The 13,184-nt window shown below is 48.6% G+C and carries 9 protein-coding genes; 4 read left to right on the forward strand and 5 right to left on the reverse strand.

Annotation, left to right across the window (positions count from 1 at the left end):
• Positions 1 to 971 (reverse strand): glycosyl hydrolase family 28-related protein (locus PAT3040_RS37895; protein WP_305778762.1); only part of this gene is annotated, 971 nt, incomplete at its 3' end.
• A gap of 288 nt (positions 972 to 1,259) precedes the next feature.
• On the opposite strand from PAT3040_RS37895, the gene tatA reads away from it, so the two are divergent.
• From tatA to PAT3040_RS00995, 4 genes are all read left to right on the forward strand, one after another.
• The gene (gene tatA, locus PAT3040_RS00980; RefSeq protein WP_108991169.1) at positions 1,260 to 1,496 is read left to right on the forward strand and encodes a twin-arginine translocase TatA/TatE family subunit; all 237 of its coding nucleotides are present in this window, start codon (positions 1,260 to 1,262) and stop codon (positions 1,494 to 1,496) included.
• Positions 1,493 to 2,278: a twin-arginine translocase subunit TatC gene (gene tatC, locus PAT3040_RS00985; protein WP_108991170.1), complete on the forward strand. Its 786-nt coding sequence runs from the start codon at positions 1,493 to 1,495 to the stop codon at positions 2,276 to 2,278. Before tatA ends, tatC begins: the two co-directional genes overlap by 4 nt.
• 304 nt (positions 2,279 to 2,582) lie before the next feature.
• Positions 2,583 to 4,181, forward strand: coding sequence for a response regulator (locus PAT3040_RS00990; protein ID WP_258234774.1), 1,599 nt, complete (start codon positions 2,583 to 2,585; stop codon positions 4,179 to 4,181).
• Positions 4,182 to 4,200: 19 nt separating this feature from the next.
• On the forward strand, positions 4,201 to 5,979 hold the full coding sequence (locus PAT3040_RS00995) for a sensor histidine kinase family protein (protein WP_181376373.1): 1,779 nt from the start codon (positions 4,201 to 4,203) through the stop codon (positions 5,977 to 5,979).
• Between the two features lie 55 nt (positions 5,980 to 6,034).
• On the opposite strand, the gene PAT3040_RS01000 is transcribed toward PAT3040_RS00995, so the two are convergent.
• From PAT3040_RS01000 to PAT3040_RS01015, 4 genes are all read right to left on the reverse strand, one after another.
• The gene (locus PAT3040_RS01000; protein ID WP_108991173.1) at positions 6,035 to 7,654 is read right to left on the reverse strand and encodes a type 2 periplasmic-binding domain-containing protein; all 1,620 of its coding nucleotides are present in this window, start codon (positions 7,652 to 7,654) and stop codon (positions 6,035 to 6,037) included.
• A gap of 43 nt (positions 7,655 to 7,697) precedes the next feature.
• Positions 7,698 to 8,588 carry a carbohydrate ABC transporter permease gene (locus PAT3040_RS01005; RefSeq protein ID WP_108991174.1) on the reverse strand — a complete coding sequence of 297 codons (891 nt, stop codon included), beginning with the start codon at positions 8,586 to 8,588 and terminating at the stop codon, positions 7,698 to 7,700.
• Between the two features lie 18 nt (positions 8,589 to 8,606).
• A complete protein-coding gene (locus PAT3040_RS01010; RefSeq protein WP_108991175.1) occupies positions 8,607 to 9,554 on the reverse strand; it encodes an ABC transporter permease in 948 nt (315 codons plus the stop codon).
• 199 nt (positions 9,555 to 9,753) lie between these two features.
• Positions 9,754 to 13,184 (reverse strand): S-layer homology domain-containing protein (locus tag PAT3040_RS01015; protein WP_181376374.1); only part of this gene is annotated, 3,431 nt, incomplete at its 5' end.

The raw sequence follows: 13,184 nt of genomic DNA on the forward strand, positions 1-13,184 counted from the left end.
TGGTTTCCCCCCCCCCCGCCTGCCGCATCGTAATCGCCGCACACAAAACCTTTGTTTACCCACCGCGACGATACCCGCTCCAGTGTGACCATCCAGGCGTTTGCCGTATAGTACCCCGTATCGGCATGGCGATATTCCACGTTTTTTTGCGTAAGAAAACAAATCCGGGGAGCATAGAAGCAGTATGTTGAATCCGGGTACACGACTTCCGTATTAATCGTTTCACCACGTTTAGCCATGATTCCTTCGATATGAACATATCTCACGTAGTCGTTATTTTCGGGCAGTGCAATGATAACCGCGTCGACATTGTAATTATCTACTGCGGCCCACATGGTTCTGGTACCTAATGTTGCGGCAGTCGTTGTCGTTTTTACAATGATCGTGACTTCGGGCCCTTCGCCGACGAGCGAATCGCCTGTTTGCACAACAAGCGGAGCTGATGTCATATATTTTCCTTTTGGCAGAAAGACCGTGCCTTGTTTGGCATCAATCGCTTTTTGTATCGCGATCGTGTCGTCGCTGCTGCCGTCGCCTTTGGCGCCAAACCATTTTACATTGACCATGCCATCAAAGTTCCTTTCGAATCTCTCGCCGTAAGCCGAAACAAGTATCGTCCCCCCATTATCTGTCGAAACCGTGTCCGTTGCATTTAGACGGAACACTCCTTCTTGCCCCGGGTCTGTTACATAATACAAATCTTTGGCAGTTTGAGTGTTCATTGCGCGCAATTCTGCAATCGTCAAGTAAACAACCAGCTTTTCTGACATTAAACTTTTAACCGTGTTGCGCTGCTCGCCACTGTCGGCATGAGCTGTGGAAATCGTTCCGCCAATCAATCCCGAAGAAGCAATGGCAACGCCCGCCAAACCTATCGAAGCAAGCGCTTTTCTCCTGCTGATCAGCCCGTGCTTCCCTTCCTGATCTTTATCTGGATGACGCTGACCCATTCCTTCTGTTTCGTTGTACATAGCTCGTTCCTCCTTGTTAATGAGAGATGGACGTTGATACATCGGTATCATAGCTACAGTTTATAGTTCGGCATGCGCGCACTTCCATAACCATCTCTCTACTTTTATGTACCTTTATATACAATCTCACAGATCCCACTATTCCCGTGGCATTCTATTGGATGGACGATTAGCCCGTATATAAATGCATATAAAAGTTTAGGAATGCCTATAGTTTTGCAACTTTCCCGGATTGTATAGTAGAAATCAGATATAAGAATCCCAACATTGGGAATGGAGGTTTTATTCATGTCCGGAATCGGTCCATCAGGTATCATACTGATTGTTCTTATCGCTCTGTTGCTATTTGGTCCCAGCAAACTGCCTGAACTGGGTAAAGCGTTCGGACGTACGCTGCGTGAATTCAAGAACGGCGCCAACGATTTGATAAATGAACCTAAAGAAAGCCAAGCAAGTCATGTGGGCGTCACGCATGAAGATACAGGGCAATTGAAGAAGGAGCAGAGCCAGGGGCGAATGGGATGAAAATAAAGCTGGACTCACTTCAAGATGATGACTGGATGCCGTTGACGGAGCACCTGGGTGAGCTGCGCAAAAGAATTATTTATTGTTTAATTGTATTTGCAATCGGGCTGATAGGCGGTTTGTTAGGGGCACAACCTATTTTCGACTATTTAGTTGCTGCCGCGCCCGCATACAACTTACATTTGAATGCGTTTTCACCGTGGGATGCAATCGGGTTATATATGAAGTTTGCCTTCGCGATTTCGTTTATTTTGGCTATTCCACATACCATGTTCCAGCTCTGGGCCTTTGTACGTCCCGCACTCAAGAAACAGGAGCAAAAGGCAACTTTGCGATATGTGCCGTGGGCATTCGTCATGTTCCTGATTGGATTAGCATTTTCATATTTCGTTGTTTTCCCCATGGCGTTCCTTTTTACAGAAAAAGTGTCGAACAATATGGGCTTGGAGCAAACCTATGGCGTCATGCAGTATTTCTCTTTTTTATTTAATATCCTTCTGCCTGTTTCCTTATTATTCGAGTTCCCGCTTATTATTCTATTTTTAAGCCGAATTGGAATATTAACACCCCATACCCTAAAAAAAGGACGTAAGATCGCATGGTTTATCCTTATCCTGGTTGCTGTTTCGGTCACCCCGCCGGATGTCATATCCGACATATTGGTGGCAGTGCCTCTCCTATTGTTGTACGAGTTCAGTGTATTGCTGTCAAAAATGGCTTACAGCAAACGTATAAATGCTCAAGAAAAACAAGATTTCGGGTTGGAAGGTTATAGCAATTAAAAATAATTAAAAAAGAACCTGACGGCATCCTCGGCAAAGGACGCTGTCAGGTTTTTTGTTTTGGAGCAGACCGAACGATATTGTATGGTAAAGGAACGAGCCAGGACTATCAGTACGGTGGCAAAATATTGCACGATGTTATAACTATATATTAATTTTCTACACACTCTTTCAACTATTCTACAAAATCGTTTTATATCCCGAATATTACCTATACTCGCTATGTATAGCAGGCTCTCAAGCATGTATATTAATACTAAAGATATTGATGCGAGTCTGACAGGGGGAAATCATATTGCTTAAAGTGATTATAGCGGACGATGAACGAATACAAAGAGAAGGCATTGCCAAGCATGTGGATTGGCAAGCTTATGGGATGCAGATCGTTGGTCTTGCAAAAGATGGCGTACACGCGCTGGAACTGATTGAGAAGAACGGTGTCGATCTTCTTATTACCGATATCAAGATGCCAAAAATGCATGGATTGGAGCTGGCCGAACGAGCCCAACAATTAAACCCCCAGGTTAAAATTTTGATCATTAGCGGGTATAACGACTTTGAATATGCAAGAGCCGCCATCGAATTGAAAGCGTATGCATTTTTATTAAAGCCAATTCTGTTCGATAAACTGATGCAAGAGCTTGATAAAATACAATCACTGTTCTTAAAAGAACAACACAGACAGCACACTCTCGCTTCCTTGAAAGAACAAATTCAGGAAAGCAAGCCGTTGCTTGCCGAGAAGCTGTTTCAGCATATACTGCACGGATTTCTAAGGGATGAGGAAATGATCCACAATCGTATGTGCACGCTTTCTTTGCCATTACCCGAAAATGGCTATGATACCTTGCTATTGCAAATTGACGCTCCTTTGGATTCTCCAGAGATGGATGCCAAGAAACAGTTAACCTATTTGCAATTTCTCGATCAACTCGCACGTTTCGCTGCCATCGAGCAGCAAGGGCAGGCCTTCCAAACAAAAGAAAACGAATTCGCAATCGTGCTTTATGCCTCAGAGCCTGACGGGCATTCTCCCGTTCCCGATGTGATCCGCGAGGTCAGGGAAAACCTGCTGCTTCCGTACAACGAAATGTTGACGATCAGTATTAGCAATCGGAAGGCCAGGCTCAGTCAATTGCATGAAGCCTACAAGGAATGCGAAGCGGCATCGAGACAAAAATTTTATCTCGGCAAAGGGAAGGATATCTACTACCTTGACAGTATGACCGAGCAAGCATTCTCCGCCAATTCTGACGTTTTCTACGAACAATTGATTCAAGCGGTGGAGATTGGCAATGTCAATCAGGTAGAACAGACAATTGAAGAAATATGTAAAGAATTTACCCAAATGTCTTCCGGCTATAAGCCGTTTATTAAAGCTTTTTGCTTTCGAACGATGAGCGATCTGATCCGAATTATCCACGAATCCAATGAAAAAATAGAATCCGTGTTCGGCGAAGAGCATCGGCTGTGGGATCGCATCTATTCTTTCGATACGCTTCCGGAAATTCACGAGTGGCTCAAGGAAACGGCCGTCTCCGCTTGCCGGCATCTTCACGCAAAGCGCACAAGGAAAAATACAACCATCATCGAAACCATCATTCAGAATCTCGAAACCCGTTATCACGAACCCATTACGATCGACGAACTTGCGAAGCGCATTCACCTGACTCCCAACTACATTTCCAATATCTTTAAAGAATACGTTGGGGAGAGCATTATCGACTACTTGACGAAGGTGAGAATGAAACATGCCATTCGATTGCTGACGGACGAATCCGTTCGAATCTATGAGGTCGCCGAACAAACCGGTTATAACAGCACCTCTTATTTCAGCGTTGTCTTTAAGAACATGTACGGGATCAGCCCGAAGGAATATCGAGACCAATCTCTAAAGTCGTAATCAAATGGAGCGAGCGCAGATGAAAATGCTAAACAACATAAAGCTTCGAAACAAGCTGCTCATCTGTTATGGCAGCTTGATGATCTTTGCTGTCAGTCTGGCCGGTTTGCTAACCTATCAGAAAATCCAATCCTATATTTATAACCAATCGAGCAAATCATACAGCCAGACCCTGGATCAGGTCGTCATGAATATCGATTACAAGATGAACACGCATCAAGAGCTCCTAAATCCGTATATTACCAATCACAAATTTATCGCCGCCTTAAATACAATCTACTATTCGCCTGCGGATTATACTTATCAATATTTTGACAATTTGCGCTCTATCTTTGAGTTGGAGCGCCGTTACCCTTCAATTAAAAATATTATTATTTATAAAAAAAATAAAACCATGCCCGATATCGGCACTTACCCGGACAAACCAAGCATCTCCGACGCGGAACATACCATTATCGATATTTCCTATGCCGAGAGAAACGATTGGTACCAAAAGTATTTCACCAATCTGGACGAAACAGACCTAGCCGGCCTCATCGCATTATCAAACGCCTCGATCTGGACAGTCAACGACAGCAGGACGCTCATTTCGATTATCAAGCCGATCATGTACAACAACGACCAACTCGTCGGCATTGTCGAGATGCAGCTGAAGATCAAGGATATTTTCCAGGATGGAATGTTTAGCGAGCATTCGCTCGAAGAATTTTTTTACATGATGAACGACGATGGGGATATCCAGTTCCAGAGCAAACCCGAGATGCGCCCAATCGCCGCTCCGGCCGGAAACCCGATGTTTGACAACAAAAGCTCCGGAAGCTGGCTGGCGGAAGGCGATCGCTCCAAAAAGCTGGTGTTGTATCAAACCAACAGCCATTCCGGCTGGAAATACGTGCTCGAGGTGCCTATGGACAGCCTGATGCTCAGCGCGCAATCCATCCGAAATTTCACGGTTGCGATTTTGATCGGCAGCATTTTAATCAGCATCCTGCTTACGCTTGCGATTTCCCGCGTACTGTCCCGCCGAATATCGCTGCTGGCTAAACATATGGATAGACAGGAGGACCTGACGCTAGAGATTGGTCCATCCGTGGACGGACGGGACGAGATCGGGATGCTGATGCGAAATTACAATCGCATGATCAAACGAATACGAGAGTTGATAGAAGAGTTAAGAACGAGTCAGCAATTGCAGAAAGAATCCGAAATCAAGTCGCTGCAAGCCCAAATCAATCCCCATTTCCTGTACAACACTTTAGCGACTATTAATTGGATGGCTGCAGATAACGAAACGAAGAAAATTATTGATATGGTAAACAATTTGGCGACTTTTTATCGGTTGTCTCTGAATTCGGGCAAGGAGTACTTGCGAATCAGCGAAGAAATACGCCACGTGCAAACTTATGTCGAAATTCAGAAGATCAGACTGGAGGATATGATCAACATCACCTTCGACATCGAGGATAAAATCTTAACCTTCCACACCCTTAAGCTGATCCTGCAGCCGTTCGTGGAAAATGCCATTTTGCATGGCGCCGAGCATAAGGATGGAACAACCAATATCGCCATCAAAGGCCATCTTTCGCATGAGGAGTCCTGCGTAATCTTCGAGATTATCGATGACGGAATCGGCATGGATTTGCCCACCCACAACCAATATGTCAGCAATGGCGGCTACGGCATACACAATGTCAACGAAAAGATACAGCTTCAGCACGGACATCAATACGGCGTCCGATTATTCAGCAAGCTGGGAATCGGCACCAGGGTAGTGATTCGAATTCCCGTCCTTGAATGAAAACAAAAAAACGGAACCGAAGGCCCTGCCCCCGATTCCGTTTTTTTGTAGTTGGCTACTTTTTCAGATATTCGTCGATCAGACGGAGCTTCTCGGCCGTAACCTCAGGAGCGCCGATTTTTTCGAAGTGGGCAAGCATTTCTTTCGTAATCTTGCGCGCTTCCTCTTCCGTTTTGGCAAATATGGCCTTGGCCTGCCACTTGTCGATTTCGGGCCACAGATTGCCCCAATGCTTATCCCATTCCGGACCCGTTCCGGCAGGGTTAAACAGATTGTCGTCAACCGTATAGCCTTCCGCCCAGATCGTTTCGCCCATCCGGAATTCCTCCGTGCCCGCCTTCACTTCCATCGTCGGAATAACAGGATATTTCAGCAGATTGTAGAATATGAGGCCTTCGCTTGCTTGGAATACGCTGTCGCCTTTGTCAAGCTCGACTTTCACTTCCGGTTTCGCCTCGTACAAGCCGTCTGCATTCTTCACGTAATATTCGCCATCGACGCCATGGCTCAGGAAAAATGAACCTTCGTTCGTTGCGTTCCAATCCAGGAATTCCATAAAACGCTCCAGGTTGCGCTCATTCTCCGCGAATTTCTTGGAGATAACGATGCCCTCGAACATGCTGTAGGACGTCGAAGCATAGATTGGAAGCGGCAGTCCATCTACACGGATAGCCGGGCTTGGTACATAACGGTTGTTCGGATCGGATGCTTTCAGCACGCCATTAGCCGTATCCATCGGCACATGCGTCTGGAAGGTGATCCCTACGCGGCCCGAGCTGAGCTTCGCCTGATACTGATCCGGCTGCTGCGTCAGAAACTCTCGGTCAAGCAATCCGTTATTGTAAAGCTTGTTCATAAAGACCATATATTCCTCGATGCCCGGATGGTTGAACCACCAGTGCAACGTTTTGTTATCTTCCGATAGATCATACCAATTTTTAGTCCACGTGTACATGAAGTTTTGTCTGCCCATATGATCCAAAGTAAGCGGAATAATCGGTTTTCCGTCCACATCCGGGATTTGTTCTTTAAACGCCATCAGCACGTTAAACAATTCGTCCGTTGTCTTGGGCGCTTCCATACCCACCTGCTTGAGCCAATCTTCTTTCACGAAGAAGCCGAGCACCTTCTCTGCTACATCAGGATGACTTGCCGAGTTGCTTGGGATAATATTCATCTTTCCGTCTTTCTTATTTGCAAATACGGCGGCGTTATATTTGGGATCGCTATATTTTAGCAGGTTCGGATACTTGGCCAGCAGCTCGTCGGTTGAAATAGAAAGCCCTGCATCCGCCCATTTGTTAGCGATCGCGTTACTCAGTTCATTGGTTGCATACCGCACGACATCCGGGATTTCTCCTCCGGCAAGCAGCATGTTCATCTGATCGGGAACCTCGCCGTTAGCCAAGGAAAACCGGATATCTATATTTTTGTTTTCCAATAGCCATTGGTGCATCGGATTATTTTCTTTCGGCAAGACCGTGTCTCCCATGAGCAAAATGTTGACGACAAGCGGATCTTCCTTTACCTCCGGAGCTGCTGTAGAGCCCGACGATGCAGTCGGCGACGGGGACTGGCTGGCCGAACCGTTGTTGCCCTTGCTGCAGGCTATTAGAGAAGCAGCCATCAAACTGAAAACAAGCACAAACGAGAGCAACTTCCATGACTTTTTCACTGTAAAACCACCTTTTCTGTAATTTATATATTATCAAGATTCCTCAGCCTTTCAAAGAACCGATAATAACGCCTTTAACGAAATACTTCTGCAGGAACGGATACACGCACATAATCGGGATGACCACGACCATCAATGTCGCCATCTTGATCGATTGCGCCGTGACCGTTCGTTTTGTGCTGCTGACCAGATCCACCATGCCGAAGGAATTGCCCGGCGTGCCGGATCGATTAAGATCGAGAATTTTCATCAGCAGCGATTGCAGCGGAATAAGATCCTGCTTGGTGACGAAGAGCGTGGCCGTCATATAGTCGTTCCAATGCCCGACAGCCGCGAATAAACCCATTGTGGCGAAAATCGGAAGACTAAGCGGGAATACGATTCTCGTATACACCGTCAAGTCGTTGGCCCCGTCGATATGCGCCGATTCCTCCAGCTCCTTCGGCAGCGCCCTGAAAAACGAACGGAAGATGAATACGGAAGAAGCGCCGTATAAGGTAGGAATGACGTAGACCCAGAAGCTGTTGAGCAGATGCAGCGACTTGTACAACAAGTATGTCGGGATCAGACCGCCGCCGAAGAACAGCGTAATGATAATCATGATGTTGATGATCTTCCTGCCCCTCAGCCTGTCCTTGGACAAGCCGTAAGCCATCAAAGAGACAAGAAGAATGGAAAGCGTCGCCCCGATCAGCGTCCTGCCGATGGTAATGGTGTAGGCGTCCATAATATCGCTTCTGGCGAAGATCGCCTTGTAATTATCCAGCGTAAAGGCTCTGGGCCAAAAATGGATCCCCCCCTTGGAGGCATCGTAACCCTCGCTAAAGGACAAAGCGGCGATGCGCCAAAACGGGTATATGAACAGAAACGAGAGCGCGGACAGAAACAGATAGTTGATCCATTGAAACACTTTTTCCCCTCTGGAAATAATCATGCCGGTGTCCCTCCTTTTTTAGAAAATGCCTTCTTCTCCTGTCTTCTTGATCAGGAAATTTAGCGTAAACAAGGCGATCATGCCGATCACGGACTTGAACACTCCGACAGCGGTCGCCATCTCGTATTGGGCTCTGAATATCCCCATCTTCATGACGTACGTATCGATGATTTCGGCTTTATCGAGCAGCATCGGGTTTTGCATGACATAGACTTGCTCGAAGCCTGCATCGAGAATTCCCGCCATATTGAGAATAAACAGCAGAATGATCGTTGGACGGATAGCAGGGAGTGTGATATGCCAGATTTGCTTGAAACGGTTGGCGCCGTCGATAACCGCCGATTCGTACAGCTCCGTATTGACGGACATAATGGATGCGAGATAAATGATCGTTCCGAAGCCGATTCCTTTCCAAACGTCTGACGCCACAATCATCCCCCAGATCAAGTCCGGATCGCCAAACCAGAAGATAGGCTCCTTGATCAACCCCAGAAAGACCAGCAGGTTATTGACGACCCCTCCATCCGTGCTAAACAATTCGTACCAGATGCCCGCCACAACGACCCACGAGACAAAAAAGGGCAAGTAGGAAATCGTTTGCGCGATCCGCTTAAACACGATGTTGCGAACCTCGTTTAACAAAATGGCCAGCAAAATCGGCGCCGGAAATCCGAACACCAGCTTAAGCAAGCTGATGGCGATGCTGTTGGTCATCACAACCGAAAAGTTCGGATTGTTAAAAAACTCCTTGAAGTTGTCGAATCCTACCCACTCGCTGGCAAAAACGCCCTCGATGATATCGTAGTCTTTAAAGGCGATGAGAACGCCGTACATAGGCTGGTAACAAAATACGAGAAACCATATGATACCCGGCAGGACAAACAGGTACAGATACCTGTTGCTCCATAGCTCCTTTCCCAATAGGCGGGAATTCAAGCGCTTACTTTTTATTGATGACGATTGCATCCATTAGCCTCCTTGCGTCTGTCAGTTCTGTCTTGTACCCTGCAAATAAAGTATAAGATATGGGGTATAAAATGATAATTCAGTATTCTACACTAAGTGCTAAGTATTCTATTGAAACGCTTACACGCAAAAATCCCCCGGATGCTCCGGCATCCGGGGGATTGGCTTGCATCAAACGAACGATTTTCCGCCTAATAGGTTAGACTGGCCGATCGTTCTCCAAATACGACAGCAGGTTGAATATCGCTTGAGCGGCTTCGGAGCGAGCCGCTTGATTCCGCGGGTAGAAATAACCGGATGAGCCGCCCTTCAACAAGCCGAGTCCTGTCGCTGCGCGAATGGCGTCCGCCGCCCAATCGGAGATTGAGGCAGCATCCTTGTAATGGGCACCATGCGGCTCATTCGTCGAGCCCAACTGAAGCGATCGCATGATCACAACCGCCATTTGCTCGCGCGTGATGATGCCCTCCGGATTAAACGAGCTAGCCGATTCGCCCGTTACCCATCCGGCCTGCTTCGCGGCCGCAATATAGCCCGCGTACCAGCTGTCCTCGGCAACGTCAGGGAAGCTCGCTCCTTCGATCGGCTTGATGCCCATGGCTCTGGCCAGCATCGCCGCGAACGTCGCGCGCGTAACCTCTCCGTTCAAACGGAACAAACCTCCGCCTTCCCCTTCGACAATCTGTCTGGCGCTCAGATCGCGAATGGCAGCATACGCCCAGTGACCGGACTGAACATCGGCGTACGATTTATCGTATTGGAACACCGCGTATTGACCAGGCTCGAGCAGCTCTGCTTCGATTTTTCCGCCAATACGCTTGCTCGGCACGTAGACCAGCTTTCCATCCGCTTGTATTTTGTACAGATACGCGGGGATGGCGCCGGTCGCGGCCTGTACATCGAAGGACAAGTTTACGGGCACGGGGAAGCTGTCCGCCGTCTTCTTGCCGTCTTCGCTCGCCGCGCCAATCTCGATGACGCTCGAGAGCGGCTGTACATGCGCCGATTCGGCTGCCGCTGCCTTCTCCAGTATGCTTTGAACGGATTGCGACGACAGCTCGTTTAACATCAAACGAAGACCGCCTCCGCTCCAGCCCTCCATCAGAGCCCGGATTGCCGGCCCCGATGCCGCCAGTGTCGCGCCGTTCTTCTTCAGCCTGAGCGTGGAGCTGTTCGACAATGGCGTGGAATGTGCCCGCAACAAAACGCCTCTCTCGCCCGCTCCAAGCTCGATATCAATCCCTTCGCCCTCGGACAGCTTCTTCCAATCCGCTTCGCTTATGGATTTAAACCCTGGCGTTTGCTGCGTGACCGGAAAATTCGGCTGCGCCGGCGTGTCTATCGGTTCTCCCGCTTTCTCGGCGAACGTCATATCCGCCCAATATTGCTGATTGTCGCCATCTCCCGCCCACATCATTTGGCCCCAATTATTAGGACCGTCATTATCGGTCGCAAGCACGCTCATGCCAATCTGCCGGTTCGTTGCGGGTTCGAATGGCTGTACTTGCAGCGATGACCAAGGAATCGCCACTTCCATCGTATAGCCCGTATCCGTGATAACCGCAGCAATGTCGCCATCCGTGTATGCGCGCTCCTGCGCACCGGCCGAATGTCCTTCGCGGATAAACATATGCGGCTGGCCATCCGGTCCGCTTGGCGTCATGAACAGCGCGTAATCTCCGTCCGCATATCTGCCGCCTTGCTTGTCATGATTGAGATCCAGGAACAGCATCGTCGCGTCGGACAAATACATTTGCGCTCCCGTTTCGGTAAAGTTCAGCGAGTCGTCCGTCCTTGTCTCCAATAGATACAGATGTTGTTCGTCCCAGCGAACGCGGTAACGCGACGTAAGATCGGCTTCGTCGTCCATGGAACCCCATACCGTGCCGTAACGCTTAACGTCGGCAGAATTCGGACTGACGATGATCTCATCGGCGTCCTCCCATTCCCCGGGATCCGCCACGCCGTCGACCGCGATAATCTCCGTGGCTTTCAAAGCATCGTATTTTTTTATTAAATCATTGGAGCCCGAGCTTCCGTCCGCACCCGCTTCCTTAAACAATCGGAAGTAAGTATAGGGATCGACCACCTCGAAATCCAGATCCGGATAAGTCTCTCTAATATAGTCGATTGCGCCGACAATGGCGGAAGGGCGAGTCAGCACGACCTTGACATTGAGGAAGTCCCTTCTCTTCAACTCATTAACCAATTCCTCGCCGTACTGCGCCGAATCCGATACGTCATGTCCCATCGCGATAACGGGCGCAAAAGGCGTTCCGTTTACGACTTTCTGCTCGAATCCCTCATGATTGCCGACGCCCATCGGCGAGAATCTGCTGTAGGTCTCCTGTACTCTCAGCGGCGTAATGCCGGAATTGCCGCTTATGAAAAAGCCGGTAATATCCAGGTCGAACTTATTGTACATCGCCGTGTTGTACTCCTCCCACACATTCAGGAAATCCGGAAGCCCCGCCGGACGATTCTCCTCCATCAGCATCATGGGATTCAAGTAACCCGAGCCGTTATTGCCCGCCACGAAATAATCGTTGGGACTCATGGTATCGTAAATATAATTGTAGAGCTGCGGCACTCGCTTGGATGTATTCCCCACCAGCGCCCAGCCTAGCGGAAGCTCTCCACGCTTGGGATCGTCCCACATCACCGGAAACGCCCCGTTGGCCCACGAGCTTCCGTCGAAATCCCCCATGTAGAACGTAATGTATTTTTTCCCTTCCTCCAAAACAATGTCGTTGTCTCCCTTGTCGTTATTCTGCACGTACGAGCCCGACAACGGATCATGCTGGAACACCGACGCATTGGACAAGCCGACATGGCCGAACGCGTCCGCATCCTTTTGCGCGTTGTAGGCGGAAATGATGTCCAGATACAGCCATTCCATTTCATACTCGGTTAAATTTGCTCCGACAGGATCGATTAAGCTGGTGTATTTGATATACCAAGGAACAAACCCGCCTACCGTAAAAATATTTCTGCCTGCTTTGTTATTTTGCGCGCTTAGCAATTCTATTAACGTATCGTAATCCGTGCCGAGCGGCTGACCCTTGTCATCATTCGGGATGCTTGTCTTATCGGGACTGAGGTCGAAGAAAAACGCCTTGTTGGAAATATAATAATCGGCATTGGGCAGCGAGCTGTTAAAAAGGTCGGGATAAGAGAAGTCATCCTTGTCTATAGTCTCCTCCGGCGGCAACGGCTTGCCCACCTGTATCGTTTTCTTGACGAGCGGACCGAATCGGGCCGAGCCATCTCGAATCATTTGCGCCTCGAAAGTAAAGGATCCCTCCGTGGACGGCGCTTCGATTGTGAAGGTAAACGTGTGATCTTCGTTCTGACCCGTCGTTCCGTTCATGAATATGCGGGCATTATTGAGGGCCAAAACGTAACCGCCGGTCAAATGGCCCCACATCAATCCATTGTTGTCCGTGGGAGCGAAACGCACCAAATCATCCTCGGACCACACGAAGCTATCGGTGTTCTCAAAGGTCATGGACAGCCTCATGATCGATCCCGGCTCCATCCGATCCGGCAGATTCTCCGCGATCAATCGGGCGGCCAGCGTGCCTTCGCTTAAGGCGACCGGCTGCGTCTCTACCGTTATCGGCGGGGTTC

This window comes from Paenibacillus agaridevorans (assembly GCF_003112455.1).
In the GTDB taxonomy this organism is placed as follows: domain Bacteria; phylum Bacillota; class Bacilli; order Paenibacillales; family Paenibacillaceae; genus Pristimantibacillus; species Pristimantibacillus agaridevorans.

Excerpts from the sequence above, each read along its gene's own strand:
- PAT3040_RS01010 (WP_108991175.1), bottom strand. The coding sequence starts at position 9,554 with ATGCAATCGTCATCAATAAAAAGTAAGCGCTTGAATTCCCGCCTATTG.
- PAT3040_RS01005 (WP_108991174.1), bottom strand. The coding sequence starts at position 8,588 with ATGATTATTTCCAGAGGGGAAAAAGTGTTTCAATGGATCAACTATCTG.
- PAT3040_RS00995 (WP_181376373.1), top strand. The coding sequence starts at position 4,201 with ATGAAAATGCTAAACAACATAAAGCTTCGAAACAAGCTGCTCATCTGT.
- tatA (WP_108991169.1), top strand. The coding sequence starts at position 1,260 with ATGTCCGGAATCGGTCCATCAGGTATCATACTGATTGTTCTTATCGCT.
- tatC (WP_108991170.1), top strand. The coding sequence starts at position 1,493 with ATGAAAATAAAGCTGGACTCACTTCAAGATGATGACTGGATGCCGTTG.